General features: G+C 71.7%; 22 protein-coding genes. 16 read left to right on the top strand and 6 right to left on the bottom strand.

Annotated features, from left to right (window positions below; translation table 11 throughout):
* The 5 genes from ACFWJ8_RS15070 to ACFWJ8_RS15050 all read left to right on the top strand — a co-directional run.
* A partial coding sequence (locus ACFWJ8_RS15070; RefSeq protein WP_378812960.1) for an ABC transporter permease occupies positions 1–1,024 on the top strand: 1,024 nt, incomplete at its 5' end.
* Positions 1,021–1,887 (top strand): ABC transporter permease, encoded by an 867-nt coding sequence (locus tag ACFWJ8_RS15065; RefSeq protein WP_378812958.1) that lies wholly within the window; start codon positions 1,021–1,023, stop codon positions 1,885–1,887. The genes ACFWJ8_RS15070 and ACFWJ8_RS15065, both read left to right, overlap by 4 nt.
* Complete coding sequence (locus ACFWJ8_RS15060; RefSeq protein ID WP_378812955.1) at positions 1,887–2,762, top strand: ABC transporter ATP-binding protein; 876 nt, start codon at positions 1,887–1,889, stop codon at positions 2,760–2,762. Before ACFWJ8_RS15065 ends, ACFWJ8_RS15060 begins: the two co-directional genes overlap by 1 nt.
* The gene (locus tag ACFWJ8_RS15055) at positions 2,759–3,664 is read left to right on the top strand and encodes an ATP-binding cassette domain-containing protein (protein ID WP_378812952.1); all 906 of its coding nucleotides are present in this window, start codon (positions 2,759–2,761) and stop codon (positions 3,662–3,664) included. The genes ACFWJ8_RS15060 and ACFWJ8_RS15055 overlap by 4 nt, the downstream gene beginning before the upstream one ends.
* Before the next feature lie 156 nt (positions 3,665–3,820).
* Positions 3,821–4,696, top strand: coding sequence for a patatin-like phospholipase family protein (locus tag ACFWJ8_RS15050; RefSeq protein WP_378812950.1), 876 nt, complete (start codon positions 3,821–3,823; stop codon positions 4,694–4,696).
* Positions 4,697–4,762: 66 nt separating this feature from the next.
* Here ACFWJ8_RS15050 and ACFWJ8_RS15045 read toward each other — a convergent pair whose 3' ends face one another.
* Both ACFWJ8_RS15045 and ACFWJ8_RS15040 read right to left on the bottom strand, forming a co-directional pair.
* On the bottom strand, positions 4,763–6,853 hold the full coding sequence (locus ACFWJ8_RS15045) for a phospho-sugar mutase (protein ID WP_378812948.1): 2,091 nt from the start codon (positions 6,851–6,853) through the stop codon (positions 4,763–4,765).
* On the bottom strand, positions 6,850–7,683 hold the full coding sequence (locus ACFWJ8_RS15040) for a purine-nucleoside phosphorylase (protein ID WP_378812945.1): 834 nt from the start codon (positions 7,681–7,683) through the stop codon (positions 6,850–6,852). The genes ACFWJ8_RS15045 and ACFWJ8_RS15040 overlap by 4 nt, the downstream gene beginning before the upstream one ends.
* Positions 7,684–7,807: 124 nt before the next feature.
* On the opposite strand from ACFWJ8_RS15040, the gene ACFWJ8_RS15035 reads away from it, so the two are divergent.
* Positions 7,808–9,256 carry an NAD(P)H-quinone dehydrogenase gene (locus ACFWJ8_RS15035; RefSeq protein WP_378812943.1) on the top strand — a complete coding sequence of 483 codons (1,449 nt, stop codon included), beginning with the start codon at positions 7,808–7,810 and terminating at the stop codon, positions 9,254–9,256.
* A gap of 84 nt (positions 9,257–9,340) precedes the next feature.
* Here the strand turns inward: ACFWJ8_RS15035 and ACFWJ8_RS15030 are convergent, their stop codons facing one another.
* The 3 genes from ACFWJ8_RS15030 to ACFWJ8_RS15020 form a co-directional block, all read right to left on the bottom strand.
* Positions 9,341–9,640, bottom strand: a complete 300-nt coding sequence (locus ACFWJ8_RS15030; protein ID WP_378812940.1) for a hypothetical protein — start codon at positions 9,638–9,640, stop codon at positions 9,341–9,343.
* Positions 9,641–9,684: 44 nt separating this feature from the next.
* On the bottom strand, positions 9,685–11,451 hold the full coding sequence (locus ACFWJ8_RS15025) for a biotin carboxylase N-terminal domain-containing protein (RefSeq protein WP_378812937.1): 1,767 nt from the start codon (positions 11,449–11,451) through the stop codon (positions 9,685–9,687).
* Between the two features lie 113 nt (positions 11,452–11,564).
* Positions 11,565–12,242, bottom strand: coding sequence for a Maf family protein (locus ACFWJ8_RS15020; protein WP_378812935.1), 678 nt, complete (start codon positions 12,240–12,242; stop codon positions 11,565–11,567).
* A 126-nt stretch (positions 12,243–12,368) separates the two neighbouring features.
* Here ACFWJ8_RS15020 and ACFWJ8_RS15015 point away from each other — a divergent pair, with 126 nt between their 5' ends.
* The 7 genes from ACFWJ8_RS15015 to ACFWJ8_RS14985 are packed head-to-tail and all read left to right on the top strand — an operon-like array spanning position 12,369 to position 19,095.
* The gene (locus tag ACFWJ8_RS15015; protein WP_378812932.1) at positions 12,369–13,739 is read left to right on the top strand and encodes a class I SAM-dependent RNA methyltransferase; all 1,371 of its coding nucleotides are present in this window, start codon (positions 12,369–12,371) and stop codon (positions 13,737–13,739) included.
* Entirely contained in the window at positions 13,663–14,457 is a 795-nt protein-coding gene (locus ACFWJ8_RS15010; RefSeq protein WP_378812930.1) for a hypothetical protein, read from the top strand. The genes ACFWJ8_RS15015 and ACFWJ8_RS15010 overlap by 77 nt, the downstream gene beginning before the upstream one ends.
* Before the next feature lie 19 nt (positions 14,458–14,476).
* The gene (locus tag ACFWJ8_RS15005; protein WP_378812927.1) at positions 14,477–14,818 is read left to right on the top strand and encodes a hypothetical protein; all 342 of its coding nucleotides are present in this window, start codon (positions 14,477–14,479) and stop codon (positions 14,816–14,818) included.
* Positions 14,815–15,798, top strand: coding sequence for a UDP-N-acetylglucosamine 4,6-dehydratase (inverting) (gene pseB / locus ACFWJ8_RS15000; protein ID WP_378812925.1), 984 nt, complete (start codon positions 14,815–14,817; stop codon positions 15,796–15,798). Before ACFWJ8_RS15005 ends, pseB begins: the two co-directional genes overlap by 4 nt.
* 5 nt (positions 15,799–15,803) lie before the next feature.
* Positions 15,804–16,934 (top strand): DegT/DnrJ/EryC1/StrS family aminotransferase, encoded by a 1,131-nt coding sequence (locus ACFWJ8_RS14995; RefSeq protein WP_378812923.1) that lies wholly within the window; start codon positions 15,804–15,806, stop codon positions 16,932–16,934.
* Complete coding sequence (locus ACFWJ8_RS14990; protein WP_378812921.1) at positions 16,931–17,662, top strand: cytidylyltransferase domain-containing protein; 732 nt, start codon at positions 16,931–16,933, stop codon at positions 17,660–17,662. The genes ACFWJ8_RS14995 and ACFWJ8_RS14990 overlap by 4 nt, the downstream gene beginning before the upstream one ends.
* Entirely contained in the window at positions 17,659–19,095 is a 1,437-nt protein-coding gene (locus ACFWJ8_RS14985; RefSeq protein ID WP_378812919.1) for a GNAT family N-acetyltransferase, read from the top strand. Before ACFWJ8_RS14990 ends, ACFWJ8_RS14985 begins: the two co-directional genes overlap by 4 nt.
* A 9-nt stretch (positions 19,096–19,104) precedes the next feature.
* Here the strand turns inward: ACFWJ8_RS14985 and pseI are convergent, their stop codons facing one another.
* Positions 19,105–20,160 carry a pseudaminic acid synthase gene (pseI, locus tag ACFWJ8_RS14980; RefSeq protein ID WP_378812918.1) on the bottom strand — a complete coding sequence of 352 codons (1,056 nt, stop codon included), beginning with the start codon at positions 20,158–20,160 and terminating at the stop codon, positions 19,105–19,107.
* Between the two features lie 70 nt (positions 20,161–20,230).
* Here pseI and ACFWJ8_RS14975 point away from each other — a divergent pair, with 70 nt between their 5' ends.
* From ACFWJ8_RS14975 to ACFWJ8_RS14965, 3 genes are read left to right on the top strand one after another with little or no spacing between them, the layout of a single operon-like run.
* Positions 20,231–20,908 carry a response regulator gene (locus tag ACFWJ8_RS14975; RefSeq protein ID WP_378812916.1) on the top strand — a complete coding sequence of 226 codons (678 nt, stop codon included), beginning with the start codon at positions 20,231–20,233 and terminating at the stop codon, positions 20,906–20,908.
* Positions 20,898–22,148: a sensor histidine kinase gene (locus ACFWJ8_RS14970; protein ID WP_378812913.1), complete on the top strand. Its 1,251-nt coding sequence runs from the start codon at positions 20,898–20,900 to the stop codon at positions 22,146–22,148. Before ACFWJ8_RS14975 ends, ACFWJ8_RS14970 begins: the two co-directional genes overlap by 11 nt.
* Entirely contained in the window at positions 22,145–23,254 is a 1,110-nt protein-coding gene (locus ACFWJ8_RS14965) for a hypothetical protein (protein ID WP_378812911.1), read from the top strand. The genes ACFWJ8_RS14970 and ACFWJ8_RS14965 overlap by 4 nt, the downstream gene beginning before the upstream one ends.
* Positions 23,255–23,437 lie beyond the last annotated feature (183 nt).

Raw genomic sequence — 23,437 nt, 5'->3', positions numbered from 1 at the left:
TGTGCGAGGGATGCCGGCCGCCGAGGCCGCCGGCATCCCTCGCCCTCCGCCGGAAGGGAGAACGATGGCGGTCTACATCCTGCGCCGCCTGCTGCAGGTCATCCCGATGCTGCTGCTGGTGACGTTCGTGGTGTTCCTGCTCGTGCACGCGGCGCCGTACGACGTCGTGGACTCGATCACGACGCCGCAGATGTCGGACGAGACGGTCGCGGCCATCCGCGAGCGCTACGGTCTCGATCAGCCGCTGCTCGTGCAGTACGGCCTGTGGCTCGGTCATGTGCTGCAGGGCGACCTCGGCTACTCGCTGGCCAGCCGCCACTCGATCGCCGAGGAGCTCGCCGTCCGCATCCCCAACACGATCGTGCTGGTGGCGCCCGCGTACATCGTCGCCCTCGTCCTGGCGGTCGTGCTGGGGCTCCTGGCCGGATCGCGCCGCGGCAAGCTCGTCGACAAGGTCATCGACGGCCTCGCCGGCATCGGCATCGCGACGCCGTCGTTCTGGTTCGCGCTGCTGGTCATCTACGTGTTCGGGTACACGCTGCGGTGGTTCCCGATCATCGGCATGCACTCGGTGGGCAAGCAGGGTGACCCGCTGGACTTCCTCGCCCACTTCGTGATGCCGTTCCTGGTTCTCGTGGTCGCCTTCTTCCCCGAGCTCGCGCGGTACGTGCGCTCGGCGACGATCAGTCAGCTGTCGCAGGACTACGTGCTGGTCCAGCGCGGCTTCGGCGCGTCGGGCGGGCAGATCCTGTCACGTCACGTCAGCCGCAACGTCATGCTGCCGATCATCACGCAGCTGGGCCTCGCCCTCCCCATCCTCGTGACCGGCGCGATCGTCACCGAGTCGATCTTCGGCTGGCCGGGTGTCGGCCCCTACTTCCTGACCGCGACGCGGAGTCTCGACTATCCCGTGATCCTCGCGGTGCTGCTGCTGTCGGCGGTGCTCGTGATCGTCGGCAACCTGATCGCCGACATCCTGTACGTCCTCGTGGATCCCCGCATCCGGATCGGAGCGGGCTCATGACCCAGGTCCCCGATGTGGCGGCCGCGCTCGACGCCAGCACCCTCATCCACCGCACGCGATCGTTCCGGTCGGTCTCGGCGATCCTCGCGATCGCGTTCCTCGTGGTGATCGCCGTCGTGTCGCTGCTGGCGCCCCTGCTGCCGCTCGACCCGACCTCCACCGACCTGGCCGCCCGGTGGCAGCCGCCGAGCGCCGAGCACTGGTTCGGCACCGACGAGCTCGGCCGCGACTACTTCTCGCGCGTCGTCTACGGCGGGCGCATCTCGCTGACGGTCGGCGTCCTGGCGATGATCGCCGCGACCGCGATCGGCGTCGTCGTGGGGCTCGTCGCCGGTTACGCCGGCGGGCGCCTCGACGACCTGCTGATGCGCTTCGTCGACTTCCTGTCGTCGATCCCGTGGATGGTGCTCGTCATCGTCGTGAGCGTGTTCCTCAAGCCCGGCCTGTGGACGATCATCTTCGTGATCGGCGCGTTCTCGTGGATGGCGACGGCGCGCCTGGTGCGTGCCGAGACGCTGTCGCTGCGCGAGCGGCCGTACGTCGGCTACGCGCGCTACATCGGCGTGCGCCGCGTGCTCGTGGTGAGCCGGCACGTGCTCCCCGACGCCGCCCCGACGATCATCGTGGCCGCGACGGCGAGCATCTCGAACGCGATCCTCACCGAGTCGGCGCTGAGCTTCCTCGGCCTCGGCATCCAGCCCCCGATGGCCTCGTGGGGCAGCCTGCTCGAGACCGCCCAGGGCAGCCTGCAGGCGGCGCCGTACCTCGCGCTCATCCCGGGCGTCCTGATCCTGCTCACGGTGCTGTCGTTCAACGTGCTGGGCGACGCGCTGCGTCAGTCGGTCAGCGAAGGAGGCGCGTGATGGCGAAGGATGCTTCCACCACTGGTCCGGTCGGCCCCCTGGCGGGGCTGCCGTCGAGCGACGTGCTCCTGAGCGTCGACGGTCTCACCGTCGACCTCCCGGGCCGCACCGGTGGGCGCGTGCGCGTACTCGAGGACGTGTCGTTCCAGGTGCCTCGAGGCCGCGTCGTCGGCATCGTGGGGGAGTCGGGCTCGGGCAAGACGATGCTGCTGCGCTCGCTCCTCGGCCTGCTGCCGGAGGGCGCCGACCGTTCGTGGGACCGCGTCGTGGTCGACGGCGCCGACATCACGTCCGAGCTGCCGCGCCGGCGGCTGCCGGCGGCGATGGTGTTCCAGGACCCGATGACGTCGTTCAATCCGCTCGTGCGCATCGGCGCCCATCTCACCGAGGTCGCCCAGCGCTTCCAGAAGGCGGGGCGCCGGGAGGCGACCGCTCTCGCGCGCGAGGCGCTCGTCGCCGTCCGCATCCCCGACCCCGACCGCGTGCTGTCGCGGTACCCGCACGAGCTGTCGGGCGGCATGCGCCAGCGCGCGATGATCGCGATGGCGCTGCTCGCCCGTCCGGAGCTGCTGCTGGCCGACGAGCCGACCACGGCGCTCGACGCGACGATCCAGGCCCAGATCCTCGCGCTGCTGCGCACGCTCCAGGCCGAGCGCGCGCTCACGGTCCTCATCGTCACGCACGACCTGGGCGTCGTCGCGGCGGTGTGCGACGACGTCCTGGTGATGAAGGACGGCCGTATCGTCGAGACGGGCCCGGTGGACCGGGTGTTCGCCGAGCCGCGGCATCCCTACACGAAGACACTGCTCGCCGCGGCACCGGCCGCGCCCGACGAGCCAGGGCCTCGCGTGGCACCCGAGGGAGGGGACGCATGAGCGTGCAGACCGAAGAGCTGGTGCGAGTCGACGGGCTCGTGAAGACCTTCCCGCTGCGCAACGCGTGGGGCCGCAAGACCGGCACCGTCCAGGCCGTCGACGGCATCGACCTGACCATCCGCCGCGGCGAGACGCTGGCCCTGGTCGGCGAGTCGGGGAGCGGCAAGTCGACGCTCGGCCGCTGCATCCTGCAGATGGAGGAGCCCACCGCCGGCACCGTCACCTACGACGGCGTCGACCTCACGGCCCTGCCCCGCTCCGAGCGCGCCGCGCACCACCGGTCGATGCAGGTCATCTTCCAGGACCCGTTCTCATCGCTGAACCCGCATCGCACCGCCCTGCAGAACGTGCTCGAGCCGCTGACCGTCCTCGCCCCCGGCGACGACGTCCGCGACCGTGCGATCGAGGCGCTCGCCGCGGTGGGGATCGAAGGGGATGCCGTCCACCGGCGTCCGCGCGCATTCTCGGGCGGCCAGCGCCAGCGCATCGTGATCGCCCGCGCCATCGCCGTGCGCCCCGGCTTCGTGGTGTGCGACGAGCCGCTGTCGGCGCTGGACATGTCGATCCAGGCACAGGTCACCGACCTGCTGCTGCAGCTGCAGCGCGACCTCGACCTCACGTACCTGTTCATCACCCACGACCTGTCGGTCGTGCGCGAGATCGCGACGCGCACCGCCGTGATGAACCGCGGGCGCATCGTCGAGCTGGGCCCGACCGCCGACGTGTTCGCGTCGCCGCAGCACGCGTACACCCGGCACCTGCTCGATGCGGCGCTCACCGCCGACCCTTCGCGCGCCCGGGCACGCCTGGAGCGCATCTCGGCACGCCCCGAGCCGATCGGCCTCGAACCCGACGGCACCGAGCTCGTCGAGGTGTCGCCCGGGCACGTCGTCCTGCGCTGAGGCGCTGTGCTAACGTCGACGCGATCGTGCTTCGACGACAGGAGGTGACACCCATGAACGCAGTATCCGTATCGGGTGCTCCCCGCTGTTCACGATCGCGCGGCTGACGTCATCGCCGCCGGGAGCACCGTTCGCGAATCGCGAAAGGCGACTCCCATGAACACTTCTTCTCCTTCCCGGGCGCTCGTCCTCGGCGGCGGCGGCTCCACCGGCAACGCCTGGCTCATCGGCATCGTCGCCGGGCTCTTCGACGCCGGGCTCGATGTGACGACCGCCGACGTCACGATCGGCACCTCAGCCGGCGCCACCGCCGCGGCTCAGCTCGCCGGCGCCACGCCGGCCGACCTGTACGCCCTGACGATCGTCCCGCCGCCCGCGCGGCACGCGGCGGCATCCCGCTCCCCGCGGCCGACCGTCAACCACCTCGAACGCACCGGACGCATCATCGCGGAGTCGGCCGACCCCGCTGACATGCGCCGCCGGATGGGGGCGGCCGCCCTGGAGCTCGCGGCCGCCGATCCTGCGTGGCAGCCGCGGTGGCGCGAGATCGTCGCGGGGCGGCTGCCCGACCCGCGCTGGCCCGACCGGCCGATCCGCATCACGGTGGTGGACGCGCGCACCGGCGACGGTGCGGTGCTCGACCGCCACAGCGGCGTGGACCTCGTGGATGCCGTCGCCGCGAGCACCGCGTCCGCCGCCGCGTATCGCATCGGCGACGACTGGTACATCGACGGGGGATACCGCACCAACGCCGAGAACGCCGACCTCGCCGCCGGGTACGACCGCGTGCTGGTGCTGTCGCCGTTCGGCGGCCGGACGCGGGCTCCGGCGCAATGGCGCCTGGGCGTCGACACCCAGGCCGACGCCCTGCGGGCGCAGGGCAGCCGGGTCGAGGTGATCGGCCCGCCCACCGAGGCCGAGCACCTGTTCGGCGTCCGGGGCATGGACCACACCCTGCGCCCCGCCGCGGCGGAGACCGGTCACGCGCAGGGACTCGCGCTCGCGCCGGAGCTCGCCGGCTTCGGGCGCTGACACGGACGACGACGGGGACGCCGCGGCTCGCGGCATCCCCGTCGTCTCCGGTCCTCGCGACCGGCTTCAGTCTCCGTACTCGGCGAGCAGCGCGCGGGCACCGTCGGCCAGCGCGGCGATGCGTGCCTCCGCGTCGTCGCGGGAGTCGCCGCGCACGTCGAGGTACAGCTTGAGCTTCGGCTCGGTGCCGCTCGGTCGCACGATCACACGGGAGCCGTCTGCGAGCCACAGGCGCAGCACGTCGCCCGGCGGCAGATCGTCGAAACCGTCCTTGAGGTCGTCGATGCGGTCGACGGCGACGCCCGCGACGGATTCGGGATGCCGGTCCCGCAGCGCCGTCATGATGCGGCCGATCTGCGACACGTCGTCGACGCGGATCGACACCTGGTCGCTCGCGAACGCACCGAACAGCTCGTCGAGCTCACCGAGCAGGTCGCCCAGCGTCGCGCCGCGTCCCCGCGCCTCGCCCACCATGCCGAGGATCGCGACGGCGGCCGAGATGCCGTCCTTGTCGCGCACCGTCTCCGGGTTGACGAGGTAGCCGAGCGCCTCCTCGAAGCCGAACGCGATGCCGGGGGCACGCGAGATCCACTTGAAGCCGGTGAGCGTCGCGTGGAATCCGAGGCCGTAGTGCTCGGCGATCGTCTGCAGCCCGGGCGACGACACGAGCGAGCACGCGAGCGAGGCGCCCGCCGGGTCACCGCTCTCGGCGACCAGCCGCGCGGCGCGCCAGCCGAGCAGCAGCCCGATCTCGTTGCCGGTCAGCCGGCGCCATCCGCCTTCTGCGTGCTCGTCCGGGATCGCGACGGCGAGCCGATCGGCGTCGGGGTCGTTCGCGATGACGAGCTCCGCGCCTGCAGCGCGCGCCGCCTCGAACGAGAGGTCCATGGCGCCCGGCTCCTCCGGGTTGGGGAACGAGACCGTCGGGAACGACCCGTCGGGCTCCAGCTGCGCGGTCACGGGCACCGGCTCGGGGTAGCCCGCCGTCGAAAGGATGCGCGACAACGTCTGCCATCCGACGCCGTGCATCGCCGTGTAGACCCACGTGAGCCCCTGCGCGCCCGCGGGGGCCGGTGCCACGGCCGCGGTCGCCGTGACGTAGGCGTCGACGACCTCTTCGGTCGCGGTCTCGAACCCGAGCGAGCGGGCGATCGTCCCGATGTCGCCGGCAGCGGCGACGCGGTCGATGTGCGCGGCGATCTCGCCGTCGGCGGGCGGCACGATCTGCGACCCGTCGTCGGCCCCGCCGAGGTACACCTTGTAGCCGTTGTCGTCGGGCGGGTTGTGGCTGGCCGTCACCATCACGCCGGCCGCGGCGCCGAAGTGCCGCACCGCGAACGCCAGGACCGGGGTCGGGAGCAGGCGGGGGAGCAGGATCGCCCGCAGCCCCGCGCCGGCGAAGATCTCGGCGGAGTCGCGCGCGAACACGTCGGAGTTGCGGCGTCCGTCGTACCCGATCACCACGATCGGCGCGTCGTCGAGGATGCCGGGCACCTCGGGTCCTTCGGCTGCCAGGGCGTCCTCGGACGGGGCTTCCGTGAGCTCCGGAGCGGTCGGCTCGGACGCTTCGACCATGTCGGCCGATGCGCCGGCTTCCGGCGCCGGCTCGGCTTCTGCCGGCTCGTCGTCCGCATTCGCGGCGTGCTCCGGCTCGGCGTGTTCCGGCTCGGCTTCTGCCGGCTCGTCGGCTGCCGGCTCGTCGGCTGCCGGCGCGCCGTCGGCGGCTTCGGCGTCCGCGGAGGCGTCTGCCGGCGCGTCCGCCTCGGCCGGGGCGGCGACCTCGGCGGGCTCGGACGCGGCGTCCTCCGCGAGCGACGGCGCTGCGTCGGGGGCGGCCGCGCCCACGGGCTCCAGCCCGGCCTGCTCCCGCACGTACGCGGCGAGACCGGCTGCGGCCTGCGCGACGAGCACGCGGTTCATGCGGTTGGTGCCGGCGCCGAGCGCGCCACGCAGCCCGGCCGTGCCGAAGGCCAGGCGCGTCGAGAACCGGTCGGCGAGCTCGGCATCCGCGGCGTCGTCGCCCGACTCCGCCGCCTCGATCAGTGCCCGCAGCTCGGCGCGCGTCTCGCCGTCGGGATCCTGCGCCAGCCAGGCGTGCGCCCGCGACAGCGCGGTGTCTTCGGCGGGGCCGGGGCCTGCCGCATCCTGCTCGTTCACATCGCGCCGATCACTCGGGCCAGCAGCGACGAGATCACCGGCTCGGCCTCGCGGCCGGCGTCGAGGACCTCCTGGTGACTGAGCGGGGTGGTCTGGATGCCGGCGGCCATGTTCGTGATGAGCGAGAAGCCGAGGATCTCCATGCCCGCCTGGCGGGCCGCGATCGCCTCGAGCGCCGTCGACATGCCGACGATGTGGCCGCCGACGGCCTTCGCCATCTGGACCTCGGCGGGCGTCTCGTACTGGGGGCCGCGGTACTGGCAGTAGACGCCCTCGTCGAGGCTCGGGTCGATCGAGCGCGCGAGATCGCGCAGGCGCAGCGAGTACAGATCGGTGAGGTCGATGAACGTGGCGCCCTCGAGCGGCGAGTCGCCGGTGAGGTTGATGTGGTCGCTGATGAGCACGGGACGGCCCGGCGTCCACGAGGTCTTGATGCCGCCCGCGCCGTTGGTGAGCACCATCGTGCGCGCCCCCGTAGCGGCGGCCGTGCGGACGCTGTGGACGACACGGCGCACGCCGTGGCCCTCGTAGTAGTGGGTGCGCGCGCCGATGACCAGCACGCGGCGGCCCTTGGGCGTGACGACGCTGCGCAGCGTTCCCACGTGGCCCGAGAGGGCCGGTGCGCTGAAGCCCGTCACCTGCGTGGCGGGGAACGTCGCGGTCGTCTCGCCGAGCAGCTCCGCCGCCTTGCCCCAGCCGCTGCCGAGGGTGAGCGCGATGTCGTGGCGCTCGACGCCGGTGATGCGGGCGATGTCCTCCGCGGCGGCGGCGGCGACCGCGAACGGGTCGGCGGCGGGGTCGTCGAGAGGATTGCCGTTGGTGTCTGACATGGGACCACTTTAGGAACCGTGGGCCGCAAGAGCCAGAACAGGCGTGAGCGGCGCACGCCGGGAGTGTCGTGGCGACTGCTGTCGATGTCGTGCCGAAGGCGTCCGGCAGGGGAGAATGGAAGTCATGTCGATCAGCTTCGAGACCACCCAGACCGTCGCCATCCTCGGCGGCGGACCCGGAGGCTACGAAGCGGCGCTCGCCGCCGCGCAGCTCGGAGCCGAGGTGACCGTCGTCGAGCGGGCCGGCATCGGCGGCTCGGCCGTCATCACCGACGTCGTGCCCTCGAAGTCGCTCATCGCCACCGCGGACGCCGCCGTCGCGATCGCGGGCGCGGGCGACCTGGGGGTGCAGCTGTTCGCCAAGGGCAAGGACGGCAAGCCTCTCAAGCCCGAGATCGCCATCAACCTGACCGCCGTCAACAAGCGACTGCTGACCCTCGCCCGGCAGCAGTCCGACGACATGCGCGCGTCGCTCGCCGAGGCGGGCGTGCGCATCATCTCGGGACACGGCCGACTCGAAGGCGGCAACGCCGTGGTCGTCTCGACCGGCCCCGGCGGCACCGACTTCGACCGCATCGAGGCGGACACCCTCGTCGTCTCGGTCGGCGCATCGCCGCGCGAGCTGGCCAGCGCGAAGCCCGACGGCCAGCGCATCCTCACCTGGACGCAGCTCTACAACATGACGGAGCTCCCGGAGCACCTCATCGTAGTGGGGTCCGGCGTCACGGGTGCCGAGTTCGCCGGCGCCTACATGAACCTCGGCGCCAAGGTGTCGCTCGTGTCCAGTCGCGACCAGGTGCTCCCGGGCGAGGACAAGGATGCTGCAGCCGTCCTGGAGCGCGTGTTCAAGCGCGGCGGCATGAAGCTGCTGTCCAAGTCGCGGGCCGACAAGGTCGAGAACACCGGCGACGGCGTCGTCGTCACACTGTCGGACGGCCGCACCGTCGAGGGGAGTCACTGCCTCATGGCGGTCGGCTCGATCCCGAACACGAAGGGCATCGGCCTCGAGGAGGCCGGTGTGCAGATGACCGAGTCCGGCCACATCCAGGTCAACCGCGTGGCACGCACCTCGGTGCCGAACATCTACGCCGCCGGCGACTGCACGACGTTCGTGCCGCTCGCCTCGGTCGCCTCGATGCAGGGCCGCACGGCCGTGTTCCACGCTCTCGGTGACGTCGTCATCCCGCTGGAGCGTCGCCGGATCACGTCCAACATCTTCACCGCCCCCGAGATCGCGACGGTCGGCTGGCAGGAGAAGGACATCGAGGACGGTCACATCAACGGCGTCGTGCACAAGCTGCCGCTCGCCGCCAACGCGCGCGCGAAGATGATGGGCGTCAAGGACGGCTTCGTGAAGATCATCGCGCGCGAGGGCAGCGGCACCGTCATCGGCGGCGTCATCGTCGCGCCGCGCGCGTCCGAGCTCATCTACCCCATCGCGATCGCCGTCGAGCGCCGTCTCACGGTCGACCAGGTCTCGCGCGTGTTCGCGGTGTACCCGTCGCTGTCGGGCAGCATCACCGACGCCGCGCGCGCGATGCACGTCGTCGACCACAACGTCTACGGCGGCTGACGGACGTCCGCCTCGCGCGCTCCCGTCACGGAGCGCGCGTGGCGTGAGCGGATGCCGCGGCGCGCTGCATCCGCTCGCGCCGGCTCACCCGAACCCGGTGTTGCCGCGCCACAGCTCCGCGGCACGGTTCGCCGCGGCGCCGACCAGCGCCCGCAGCTCCGGGCGGTCCGGCATCGCGAACGACACGTATGCGCCCCGGCCGCCGGCTGTCGGGCGTCCGTAGGCCTTCACCGCGAGCGACCCGTCAGGCAGCAGCCGGACGGTGAGGGACTGCAGTTCGAACTCCTCGCCCCGCCGCACGTCGGTCCAGCGGAGGTCAGGAGGGATCACGACGTTGATGGCGAGCGCCGAGACCTCCGGCGCGCCTGCGGGCGAGGCATCCATCCCGCCATCCTGCCGCGCTTCGCGACGTGACGGCGGCTCTCGCGTCAGGAGATCGTGAGGAGCTGGTGTCCGGCCGACACCGTGGTGCCGGGGTCGGCGCTGATGGCGCCGATGACGCCGTCCTTGTGCGCCTGGATCGGCTGCTCCATCTTCATCGCCTCGAGGACGACGACGAGGTCGCCCTTGACGACCTGCTGGCCCTCCTCGACGGCGATCTTGACGACGGTGGCCTGCATCGGGGACTTCACGGCGTCGCCCGAGGCGCCCGCGCTCACCGACGGGGCGTGCGAACGGCGCGACGGCGGCACCGCGGCGGGGCGCCCGGAGACGCCCGGCGCGGGGACGACGCGGTCGGGCAGGCTCACCTCGAGACGCTTGCCGGCGACCTCGACGACGACCGTGTGGCGCGCCTCGGCGGGCTTCGGCGACTCGAGCTCGCCGTCCCACGGTGCGATGTCGTTGACGAACTCGGTCTCGATCCAGCGCGTGTAGACGCCGAACACGCCGTTAGCGGCGACGAAGGCGGGGTCGCGCACGACCTTGCGGTGGAACGGCAGCACCGTCGGAAGGCCGGCGACCTCGAACTCGTCCAGGGCGCGGCGCGAGCGCTCCAGCGCCTCGGCGCGATCACGGCCGGTGACGATGATCTTCGCGAGGAGGGAGTCGAACGCTCCCGAGACGCTGTCGCCGGCGGTGACACCGGAGTCCAGGCGGATGCCGGGACCGCCGAACGTCTTGAACACGTGGATCGGGCCCGGCTGGGGGAGGAACCCGCGGCCCGGGTCCTCGCCGTTGATGCGGAACTCGATCGAGTGGCCGTCGGGCTGCGGATCGTCGTACCCGAGCTCTTCGCCCTCGGCGAGGCGGAACTGCTCGCGCACGAGGTCGATGCCGGTGACCTCCTCCGACACCGGGTGCTCGACCTGCAGGCGCGTGTTGACCTCGAGGAACGAGATCGTGCCGTCGGCGCCGATCAGGAACTCGCAGGTCCCCGCGCCCACGTAGCCGACCTCCTTGAGGATCGCCTTCGACGCCGAGTAGAGGATCTCGTTCTGCGCATCGGTCAGGAACGGCGCGGGCGCCTCCTCGACGAGCTTCTGGTGGCGGCGCTGCAGCGAGCAGTCGCGCGTGGAGACGACGACGACGTTGCCGGCGGCATCCGCGAGGCACTGGGTCTCGACGTGCCGCGGCTTGTCGAGGTACTTCTCGACGAAGCACTCGCCGCGGCCGAAGGCGGTGATCGCCTCGCGCGTGGCCGACTCGAAGAGCTCGGGGACCTCGTCGATCGTGCGGGCGACCTTGAGGCCGCGCCCGCCGCCGCCGTACGCGGCCTTGATCGCGATGGGGAGACCGACGGTCTCGGCGAACGCCACGACCTCGTCGGCGCCGGCCACGGGACCGGGCGTGCCGGGGGCGAGCGGCGCGCCCACCTTCTCGGCGACCGCGCGGGCGGTCACCTTGTCGCCGAGGGCCTCGATCGCCTCGGGCGACGGGCCGATCCACACGAGGCCGGCCGCGATCACGGCGCGGGCGAAGTCGGCGTTCTCGGCGAGGAAGCCGTAGCCCGGGTGCACCGCGTCGGCGCCCGACCGGCGCGCGACCGACAGGATCTTGTCGATCGACAGGTACGTCTCGGCGCTCGTCGCGCCTTCGAGCGCGTAGGCCTCGTCGGCGAGACGCACGTGCAGGGCGTCACGGTCCTGGTCGGCGTAGACGGCGACCGACGCCTTCCCGGCGTCACGGGCGGCGCGGATGACGCGAACGGCGATCTCGCCGCGGTTGGCAACGAGAACCTTGGCGATCTGAGGCATGGATGCCAGCCTACCGACGCAGTTCCTCGGTCTTTTGAGCGCTTCGTACAAGAACCGAAGAGAAACGTGGGATTCCTACTACAAACCCGGCGCGGCCTCCCGGGCGCCCGCCCTTACAGCGCGGGCGTGTCGTCGAGCGAGGGGTCGGTCGTGTTCCACAGTCGCGTCCACTCGACGCCGAGTTCGCGCACGAGACTCCGCAGCGTCGACACCGACATCCCCACGACGGTCGAGGGATCGCCCTCCACCCGGGAGATGAACGCACCGCCCAGGCTGTCGACGGTGAACGCGCCGGCCACGTGCAGCGGTTCGCCCGACGCGACGTACTCGTCGATCTCGGCATCCGTCACGTCCTCGGCGAACGACACGGATGCCGCGGCCGTGGCGTTCACCTCGCGCGGGGCGACACCGGGCTGCAGGCGCACGACGGCGTGGCCGGAGTGGAGCACTCCGGTGCGTCCCCGCATCGCGCGCCAGCGAGCCGTCGCGTTCTCGGGCGTGTACGGCTTGCCCAGCACTTCGCCGTCGAGCTCGAACATCGAGTCGCCGCCGATGACGATGCCGTCGAAGTCCGGGATGTCGTCGTGCAGCCGGGCGGCGACGTCCGCCGCCTTGCGGCGCGCGAGCAGCAGCACGTGCTCGTCGGGGGCGAGCGTGCGCCCCTCGGCGGCCTCGACCGCGGCGATGACGGCCTCCTCGTCCACATCGGGGGCGACGGTCAGGGGACGGATCCCGAACTGCTGCAGCAGCATGAGCCGGGCGGGCGAGGTCGAGGCGAGGCAGACGCGCATGCCCCCACCGTACGCGGGCCGGGGCTCCGGGAATTCAGGAGAATCGCCGATCGGAGCGGCCAGCGACGCGGGGTCGACGGCGATTCTCCTGAATTCTCGACGCAGCGCGCGGCGTAGGCTCGACGGGTGAGTGCAACCGGCGACGTCATCGACCTCGAGATCACCGATGTGGCGCACGGCGGTGTGTTCGTCGCCCGCCATGAGGGGCGTGTCGTGTTCGTGCCCGACGCGATCCCCGGCGAGACCGTGCGCGTGCGCCTGACCGACACCGCGAAGAAGTCGTTCTGGCGCGGCGAGACCCTCGAGGTGCTCGAGGCGTCGCCGCATCGCCAGCCGCATGTGTGGCGGCAGGCCGATGTCGACGTCGAGCCCGAGAACCGGCCGGGCGGCGCGGACTTCGGCCACATCGACCTCTCGCACCAGCGTCTGCTGAAGGTCCGCGTTCTCGCCGACGCCCTGCAGCGGTTCGGCGGCGTCGAGGTGCCCGTGGGCCTGGAAGGCGCGTTCGGCGACGGCGCGACCCTGGCCGGCGAGACCGACGACGGCACGGGCTGGCGCACCCGCATCAGCCTGCACGTCGACGCCGACGGCCGCATCGGCCCCTATGCCGCGCGCAGCCACCGCGTCATCCCCGACCTCGACTTCCCGCTCGCGACCGAGCAGATCGAGCGCGCCGCGATCGAGCTGCGCGGCGGCGAGCCCGGCCGCATCGACCTCGTGCAGCCGGCCGACGGCCGCGTCCGCGTGCTGGCGCGCCCGGAGCGGAGGGATGCTTCGTCTCGTTCCTCGCTCAGCACAAGTGCCGGGCGCCGCGGTCGCGGCGGCCGCCCCGCCGTCCGCGGCCCCGAGTCCGAGGTGCTCCTGGAGCAGGTCGGCGGGCGCGACTTCCGCGTCGACGCCGGTGGTTTCTGGCAGGTGCACCGCCTCGCCGCCCACACGCTCACGCGGACGGTCGCCTCTGCGCTGCAGAGCCTTCGTCCCGATGGCCCCATCCGTCGCGACGGCGGCCTGTGGATCGACCCCGACGCGTGGCATCTCGACCTGTACGGCGGCGTGGGCCTGTTCGCGGCGACCCTCGGCGACCTCGGCGGCCCCTCGACGCGCATCACGAGCGTCGAGTCGGACGCCCGTGCCACCGAGCATGCCGGCGAGAACCTCGCCGAATGGGTCGGCGCACGGGCGGAGACCGCGCGGGTCGACCGGTGGCTGGCCCGGCTGGCGGACGAGGCATCCACGTCCGAGCGCGAGCGTCTCTCGCGAGGTGTCGTCCTGCTCGACCCGCCCCGCGCGGGCGCCGGGCGCGAAGTCGTCGAGCACATCGTGGGGCTCTCGCCCGAGACGGTCGTCTACGTCGCGTGTGATCCGGTCGCCCTGGCGCGCGATGTCGCGACCTTCCGCGCCGGCGGCTACGACCTCGCCCGTGTGGACGCGCTGGACCTGTTCCCCAACTCGCACCACATCGAGGCGGTCGCCGTCCTCGCTCGCGCAGGCGGCTGAACGCTCGATTAGTGTGGTGTGGATCATGAACCACCCGCTTGCTCTGCCCACCGACAGCGTTGTCGGGGTGGGCGACTACTACGACCGATTGCGGCCCCTCGTCGAGGCGTACTCCGACCGTGCCTCCGTGCAGCGGATCAGCGTCGTCGGGAATCAGCCGCTCGCTCCGTCCGCCGAGCGCGCCGCTCTCATCGACGGGGCCGATCTCGTGTTCCGCGTCAACGGCTTCCGCATCGATGACGCGGTCAGCGGCCCGTGTGTGGGCACGAGGACGGACGTCGTCGTGTTCAACCGGGGCGTGAGACCGACGCCGTGGTTCTTCGCCGACTACACCCGCAGGCTGTACCTGCTGGTGGAGCCCGGTCGCCTGTTGTGGGAGAACGAGAAGGTGCCCGCGTTCTGGCCACAGGACCTCGGGTTCGTGACCATCCCCAACCGTGAAGTCATCATCCCGCTGAACGATACGATCGGTCTGGACGCCAAAGGCTTGGGGCTGTGGGCGACGACAGGCACGACGATGCTGTGGATCGCCGTCCACCTGTTCCCGGATGCCAGGATCGACGTCGCCGGGCTCTCCTTCGTGGACGATCCGGCGCAGACCGCCTGGAATCACGCCTACGGCGCGCCGTCACCCGTCGGCCGGGAGCACCGGATCGGCAACGAGGCCGATCTCGTCCGCTCCTGGATCGCCGAGGATCGCATCACCTACCATCGCTGAGCCAACCCGAGGATCACGAATGTTCAGTTCCCTTCGACGTCGGCTCGACAACGCCGTCACACGACGCGTCGACGAGCACATCGTCAACTACGAGGCCGATGCCCGTCGTGTCCGCGACGACTACGAGGCGCGGCTCGGCGGACTGCAGGCCGATTACGACTTCCTGCGTTCCGAGTTCGATCGCCTCGCGCCGCAGCTCGCCTCGCTCGAGTACCGACTCGAGCGGCTGTCGAGCGGCGCCGACGCGCTCGGCGGCGAGCCCGTGAATGCGGCCGCCGACCACGAACGGGCCCGACTGCGCATGGAACTCGTCAGCCACTACGAGGAGCGCCTTCGGCGACTGGAAGAGGCACGCCCGTGACATCGCTTCTCGAAGGCAGCTCGGTCCTCATCACCGGTGGCACCGGCTCGCTCGGCAAGGCTCTCACCGCTGAGCTGCTCGGGAACCGCGGCGTCGGGCGTCTGGTGATCCTGAGCCGGGATGAATTGAAGCAGTTCGAGATGCGGCAGCAGTTCGGCGACGACAAGCGGCTGCGGTGGTTCCTCGGCGACATCCGTGACGTCGGGCGCCTGCGCCGTGCGATGCACGGCGTCGACTACGTGATCCACGCGGCGGCGCTCAAACAGGTCGACACGGCCGAGTACAACCCGTTCGAGTTCGTGGAGACGAACGTCCGCGGCTCGCAGAACGTGATCGAGGCGTCGATCGATGCGGGTGTGCACCGCGTCGTCGCATTGTCGACCGACAAGGCGTCGAGCCCCATCAACCTGTACGGCGCCACCAAGCTCGCTGCCGACCGGATGTTCATCGCGAGCAACCACTACGCCGCGAACTACCGCACGCGTTTCGCCGTGGTGCGCTACGGCAACGTCTCCGGCTCCCGGGGCAGCATCGTGCCGAAGTGGCGCGACCTCGCTCGTCAAGGCAAGCCTCTCCCCGTCACCGATGACCGGATGACGCGGTTCTGGATCACGCTCCCTCAGGCAGTCGAGTTCGTCCTGTCGTCGTTCGACGTCATGACCGGCGGCGAGCTCTACGTTCCCCGCATCCCCTCGGTGCGCATCACGGATCTTGCCGAGGCCGTCGCGCCGGGTGCGGAGACGGTCGAGATCGGCATCCGCCCGGGCGAGAAGCTGCACGAGGAGATGATCGCCGAGGACGATGCCCGGCGGACACTCGTGCTCGGGGATCGCTTCGTGGTCCAGCCGCACCTGAGCGGGTGGGGGTACCAGGCACCCGAGGGCGGTGCGCCGTTCCCTGAGGGCGAGAGCTACCGCTCGGACCGCAACGACCGTTGGCTGAGCGTCGACGAGCTTCGCACGATCCTGAACGCGGAGTGACCCGGATGATCCAGTACGGTCGCCAGTCGATCGACGACTCCGACGTCGAGGCCGTCGTCGCGGCGCTGCGCTCGGACTGGCTCACCACCGGCCCGGCTGTCGAGCGCTTCGAGCAGGACGTGAGCCGTGTCGCGGGCGTGGATCTGGCGGCCGTCGCCGTCACGAGCGGCACTGCGGCGCTGCACGTCGCTTACCGGGCGGCGGGCGTGGCCCCCGGCACAGAGGTGGTCACCTCCCCGTTGACGTTCGCTGCGACGGCGTCGACGGCCGCGCTGCTGGGCGCGCGGATCGTCTTCGCGGACGTGCAAGAGAGCACCGGGAACATCGATCCCGAGGCCGCCGACGCCGCCACGACCGACCGCACCGCGGTCGTCGCCGGCGTCGACTACGCCGGGGTGCCGGTCGATGCCGCGCGGTTGTCGGCGGTGGCGCACCGTGCGGGTGCGGTGTTCCTGGAGGATGCTGCGCACTCGATCGGCAGCACGCTCGAGGGCGTTCCGGTCGGCGCTCTGGCCGACGTCACGACGTTCTCGTTCTTCCCCACCAAGAATGCGACGACTGCCGAAGGGGGAGCGGTCGTCACGTCGGACGCCTCGCTGTGGGAACGCGCCCGGTCGTTTCGTAATCACGGTCTCGTGCGCGACCGCGACCGCCAGCGCTGGCCCGACGAGGGGCCGTGGCACCAGGAGATCGCCGAGTTCGGCCTCAACTATCGTCTGCCGGACGTACTCGCAGCCCTCGGGTCGAGCCAGCTGCTTCGACTCGCCGCGTTCAAGGCGCGTCGCCGGGCCGTGTTCGCGCGCTACGCCGAGGGCCTCGCCGGAATCCCCGAGATCGAGCTCCCCACCAGCCCGCCGGGCGCCGATCCGATGTGGCACCTGTATCCCTTGCGCGTGCCGACGACGGACCGGCGCCGCATCTTCGAGGCGCTGCGCGCCGACGGGATCGGGGTTCAGGTGAACTACATACCCGTGTACTGGCATCCCGTCTTCGAAGATCTCGGCTACCGTCGTGGGCTGTGCCCGGTCGCGGAGGAGTGGTACCGGCGGGAGATCTCGCTGCCCATGCACGCCTCGCTCAGCGATGACGACGTGGACCGCGTGATCGACGCGGTGAGGAAGGCGGTCGGCGCGTGACGGCCCGCGTGGTCGCCGTCGTCCAGGCGCGAATGGGCTCGACCCGTCTGCCTGGCAAGGTGCTGCGCGACCTGGGCGGACGCCCGGTCCTGGAATGGGTCGTCTCCGCCGCGCGCACCGCGCGGGAGGTCGACCAGGTCGTCGTGGCCACCTCGACCGACGCGGCAGATGACGCGGTCGTCGCGTGGGCCCATGAGTTCGGAGTGGATGTCGTGCGCGGCAGCGAGACGGATGTGCTCTCTCGCTTCGTGCTCGCTGCCGTCGAGACCCGCGCCGATGCGATCGTGCGGCTGACGGCGGACTGTCCGCTGCTGGACGCGGTGCTCATCGATCACGTGGTCGGACTGTGGCGCCGCGATCCGGGGCTGGGTTACGTCGCGACGACGCTCGAGCGCACCCTTCCTCGCGGGCTGGACGTCGAACTGGTCACGCGAGAGGTCCTCATTGAGACCGACCGTGTCGCTGTGGGCCACGATCGGGTCCATGTCACGAGCCGCGTGTACGCAGCGGAGTCGGCGGTGCCCCGTGCCGGGATCGTGGTCGCCCCGGCCTCGTCGCACCTGCGGGTGACGCTCGACGTCGATCAGGACGCTGCGCTGCTGGATGCGCTCGTGCCCCTCCTTCCGTCCTCGCCGCGCTGGTATGACGTCGTCCGCGTCCTGCAGGCGCATCCGGAGATCGCGGCGATCAACGCGGACGTCGAGCAGAAGCGGATCGAGGAGGGGTGAGCAGCGTCCTCGTCCGCTGTGACGCGACGGCACGCGGCGGGATCGGTCATTTCGTGCGGGCGGTTGCGCTCGCGGAAGAACTGACGGCGCGCGGCCGCCGGGTCTTCGTGTCGGGGGATGTCTCCGCTCCGCTCGCGATGCGGATGCTGTCTGCCTCGGCGATCTCGATGCTGCCGCCCGCCGCCTCGTCGCCCGAGCTGCTGGCGCTGGCGCGCTCGGTCGGCGCCGGCGTCGTCCACATCGATGGCTACGAGGGGTTCGATGACGTGCGCGCAGCGGCCGCCGGCGTCGGCGGACCCGTCGTGTCGACGGCGACGGACGCCGATCATGGCCGTCGCGCTGCCGACGTCATCGTCGACGGCTCTCCCCGCGCGCTGCGGTGGTTCGATGGGCTGTACCGGGACGCCGACGTCTGTCTGGGGCCGGACTTCCTGCCGCTGCGCTCCGGGCTGACCGCCGATTCCACCCGTGCGGCCGCAGCACCCGACGAGCGGGGTCTGTCGGTGCTGGTGATGATGGGCGGAACGGATGCCGCAGGCTACGGTCCTGCGGCAGCCCGATCCGCGGCCTCGGTCGACGGGGTCCGTCGCGTCGGCCTGGTCGGTGCCGAGGCGGAAGATGCCGGCGTCGTGGGCGTACCGCACGACCCGGATCTGACGGCGCTCGTGGACGGCTGGGACGTCGTGATCACCGCCGCCGGCACGACGGTGTGGGAGCTTGCGGCGCTCTCGGTCCCGATGGCCCTCATCGGCGTCGCCGAGAACCAGCGCGACCACTACGACACCCTGTGCGCGGAGGGCGCGGCGATCGGACTCGGCTTCATGCCGGCGAAGGATGCACTGGATGCGTCGGCTCTCGCGGCGCTTCTCGTCGATGACGACGCCCGGCGTGCGATCACGAGGATGGCGCGCGGGATGGTGGACGGTCACGGTGCCGCCCGCGTCGTCGACGCGTGGGACGGCGTCGCGCGAGATCGCCGGACCGCCTCGCTGGAGCTCCGGCCTGCGGAGCTGCGTGACGCCGGGCGCCTCTACGGCTGGCGCGAGGATCCCGCGACCCGTGCGCAGTCCCGGAACACCGAACCGATCCCGTGGGGCGCACACGTCGCGTGGCTGCGCACCACGCTGAGGCGGCCCGACCGACGACTTTTCGTGGCCGCGTGGCGCGGACCGGTGGGTACGGTGCGGCTCGACGAGCTGTCGCCGGGCGCGTGGGAGATATCGATCACCGTGGCCCCGCATGAGCGGGGGCGTGGCGTGGGCGGACGAATGATCGAACACGCGATCGCCGAGGTCGCGGGAGCCGGGGGCGACCGGGTGGTCGCCGAGCTCCGTGACTCCAACGACGCCTCGCGGGCGCTGTTCCGCAGCGCGGGGTTCGTGCACGAGGACGCCCGTGCCGCAGGCTGGGAGCGTTGGGTCAGATCTCTCTGATGTCCGTGCTCACACCAGATCCCACGTGAGCGGGGTTCCGCGTCGGGCGTCCTGGCGGAAGGTGCGCCCGACGACGGCATCCCAGTCGATCGGTGCGAGGCCTCCGGCAGGACGGATGGACCGCACGTTCTCGGGGCCGACCACGTCGCCGGCGACGACATCGGCGACGACCCACAGCGAGCGGCGCAGCCGGCGGCTCTCTGCCTCGCCGGCCGTCAGGCGCGGCGTCGCGTCGCCGAGCGCCTCCCATGCCCGCCGGGATTCCTGCGTCAGCAGGGCGAATTCGGCCGGCTCGAGGGAGAAGGCGGCGTCGACGCCGCCGTCGGCCCTCGACAGCGTGAGGTGCTTCTCGACGACCGTCGCGCCGTGGGCGACCGCGGCCAGTGAGGCTCCGATGCCGGGAGTGTGGTCTGAGAAGCCGACCTGGACGTCGAGTGCGTCGCGCAGCGTGGGGATGCTGCGGACGTTCGCCTCCCGCGGGTCCGCGGGGTAGGACGACACGCACGACAGCAGAACGATGTCGCGTGCGCCGGCAGCACGAAGGGTGTGGATCGCCTGCGTGACTTCGAGCATGCTCGTCGCGCCGTTGGACAGGATCACCGGCTTGCCGGTGGCCGCGACGGTGCGCAGCAGCCCGGTGTCGCCCACCTCGAGCGAGGCGATCTTGTACACCGGCGCTTCGAGGGATTCGAGGAGGTCGACCGCTGTCGGATCGAACGGGCTGGAGAACGGGATGAGGCCGTGTGATCGTGCGCGTGCGAACAGGTCGGCGTGCCACTCCCAGGGGGTGTGGGCCTCCGTGTACAGGTCGTACAGCGTCCGCCCGCCCCACAGCCCGTGCTCGTCCGACACCCGGAACGCGGGGTTGTCGGCGTCGATGGTGATCGTGTCGGCGGTGTACGTCTGGAACTTGACGGCGTCGGCGCCCGCCTCGGCCGCGGCGTCGACGATCGCCAGTGCCCTGTCGAGACTGCCGCTGTGGTTGCCCGACACCTCCGCGATCACGAACGGCGGATGATCAGGGCCGACCGGTCGTCCGGCGATGGTCGCAGTGTGGGGGGCCATGGGTACCTTTCCGTCCATTCAGGCTACAAGGTGGGAGCGACTCCGCCGCTGCGCTCGCTAGGCTGACGGCATGACGCGCGTGGCCTTCATCGACGACCACGAGTCGGTGCGGCTCGGGCTGGAAGCCGCGTGCGCGCGGATCGCCGACATGCAGGTGTCGTTCTCGGGGAGCACCGTCACCGAGTACCTCGACTGGCGGGCGTTCTCACGCGAGGCTCCGGCCGACGTCGTCGTGCTCGATCTGACGCTCGGCGACGGCACGACCGTGACCGAGAACGTCACGCGGCTGGTGCGCGACGGGTCGAGCGTCATCATCCACAGCGTCGCCGACCGCCCGGCAGCTGTGCGCGAGGCGCTCGCCGCAGGGGCCGCGGGCATCGTCAGCAAGTCCTCGCCCATCGGCGACGTGATCGCCGCCGTCGGCACCGTCGCGCGCGGCGAGCCCCTCAACAACGTCGAGTGGGCGAGCGCCGTCGAGGGCGACCGCGACTTCGCGGATGCGCAGCTGGCCGCGCGCGAGCGCGAGGTGCTGCGCCTGTACGCCGCCGGGCTGCCGCTGAAGGCCGTCGCCGATCGCCTGGGCATCGCCTACTCGACCGCCAAGGAGAACATCACGCGCATCCGCGTGAAGTACGTGGAGGTGGGCCGGCCCGCACCCACCAAGATCGACCTGCTCCACCGTGCCGTGGAGGACGGGCTCATCGACGAGCCGGCTTCCGATTCGGGGGACATCGCGCGTGGCCGCTGACGGGCAGACCGCGGTGCTCGACACCGCGTGGGCCCAGATCCCGCACTCGCGCGAGGCGACGGCGGGCATCGGATCCTTCACACGCTCGCGCGTCGAGCGCATCATCTCTCTCGTGGCGGGCGGTCTCGGATCGCTCATCGTCGGCGTCCAGGCGTTCCTGACCGCGCTCGGCCCGTCGGACGAACGGCCGGGCTGGCACGAAGCCCTCATGATCGCGGTCTTCGGCTCGCTGAGCATCATGATCCTCGCGTGCGTCATCGGCCGGGGCGTGCGCCTGGCCGCCGGGGCCTTCGCGCTCGTGTACATGCTGGCGCTCGCCGCGTGGCCGATCGCAACGGAGGGGATCGCGCCGCAATCGCTCGACGAGCCGTGGATCTGGTATCTCGTCAACCTCGCCACGCTCGCCGCGGTGCTGGCCTTCCCGTTCCCGCTGCAGATCGGGTGGACGATCCTCGCCCCTGTGCTCTTCGGCCTCGTGCGCCTCGTGCAGGGCGGCTTCGCGGTCGACTACTGGATCGCGGTGAGCCTCGACGTGTCGTTCGCGCTCATCCTCGGCGGGGTCATCCTCACGCTGGGCTGGCTGTTCCGATCGGTCGCGGTGAACGTCGACGAGACGCGCGCACGCGCCGTCTCGTCGTACGCGCGCGCCGCGGCGGCGGACGCCGCGGAGCAGGAACGCGTGGCCGTCGCGGCGCTCATGCACGACAGCGTGCTGGCGGCGCTCATCGCCGCAGAGCGGGCGACGACGCCGCGGGAGCGGACGCTCGCCGCAGCGATGGCGCGCGAGGCGCTCACGCGGCTCGCCAACACCGAGCAGGACGCCCACGAGGGCACGGACGAGCCCCGCGACGCGCGGCAGCTCGCCGACGACATCGAAGCCGCCGCCGGCGAGCTCGGCGTCGAGGTGGACGTGCAGCGCGACATCGCGCCGGACAGCCCGCCGTTACCCGGACGAGTGGCGCGGGCGCTGGCGCTGGCCGCCACCCAGGCGATCGCGAACGCGCTCCAGCACGCGGGCGGCGCGGGCCTCGGGGTCGCACTGACGGCCGCCGACGGTCGTGTGCGCGTCGACGTGCACGATGCCGGCGAAGGGTTCGACCTCGAAGCGGTGCCCGACGACCGGCTGGGCATCCGTGCGTCGATCGTGGCGCGCGTGGCCGCCGTCGGCGGCAAGGCGGATCTGGAGACGGGGTCGCATGGCACGGCCGTGCACCTGTCGTGGCAGGAGGGCGCGGCGTGATCAGCGTCAAGAACGTCCTCATCCTGCTCGCGGTCGCATTCACGGCCTATCTGGCGGCGCGCGGCCTGTGGTGGACCACCGACGTCGAGCAGCCGCTGATCATCATCGCCTCGCTTGCGCTGTACCTCGTGACCACATGGCTCTGCATCTTCTGGGAGCCCACGTCGGGCTACGTGCTGGCAGCCGAGAGCACGCAGGAGGATGCCGCCACCACCGCGGCGGCCATATCCGCGGACATCCAGGCCCAGACGGCGATCGACGGCATCCGCGGTCCCCGCTCGCTGCCGCTCGTCGCGCAGATCCTCGCACTGGCCTGTGCGGCCATCGTGCCGAGCGCGATCTCGCTGGCGGTGGGGCCCGATGCGCGCACCGAGCCGTTCGCGACGTGGTACCTCGGCGGCATCGGCGCCCTGATGACGATCGTGATGGTGCGGCGCCGGCCGTGGACGGCATGGACGGGCATCCTGCTGCTGACGATCGCGTCGATGGCGTGGATGGGCCCCCTCCAGGCGCTGTCGCTGGGCCTCGTCGGCTCGATCGTGTGGGTCACGTGCGCCCAGCTGCTGGTGCTGTCGATGGACCGCGCCGCGCGCGATACGTCGCGCCTCACCCGGCTGCAGCGCGCGGCGTCGGCGTGGCAGACCTCGCAGGTCGTGCGTCAGCGTGAGCGGCGCGTGCAGGTGCAGAAGGCGCTGGCGGTCGCCGGCCCGGTGCTGACGCGCACCGTCGCCCACGCGGGGCACCTGACGGATGCCGATCGTCTGGAGGCGCGTCTGGCCGAGGGGCGGCTGCGCGACGAGATGCGGGGCCCACGTCTCCTCGACGACGACGTGCGCGCCGAGCTGGAGCGCGCCCGCCGCCGCGGGGCCAATGTCACCGTTCTGGACGAGGGCGGCCTCGACGGGGTCGACGACGAGACGCTGGGCATCATCCGGGCGCAGTTGGCCGAGACGCTGCGCTCGGCGAGCTCCGACCGCCTGTACATCCGCACGTCGCCGGACGAGCGGATCGCGGTCACCGTCGTGGGGCGGTCGATGTCGGTGGGCGGTCCGAGCGACGAGGACGCCGTCGACCTGTGGCGCGAGATCCCGCACCCCGGCCGCTGAGAGCAGGGTGCTGACGGGGATGCCGGAGCTGCGGCATCCCGACGTGCCGGTGCCGCAGCAGGAGGGCGGTTTCGTCCCCCGCCCAGCAGGGGGAGGGGACGCCAGGCGGGGAACGTGTCCGGAGGAGGCGAGGGGCGGCGAAGCCGCCCGCCCCTCGCCTGGCGGACGGTTACCCGAAAACCG

The sequence above is a fragment of the Microbacterium sp. NPDC058389 genome (genome assembly GCF_042722305.1).
In the GTDB taxonomy this organism is placed as follows: domain Bacteria; phylum Actinomycetota; class Actinomycetes; order Actinomycetales; family Microbacteriaceae; genus Microbacterium.
Note: the sequence above shows the minus strand (reverse complement) of the source record. Positions and strands in the feature narration are given on the sequence as shown.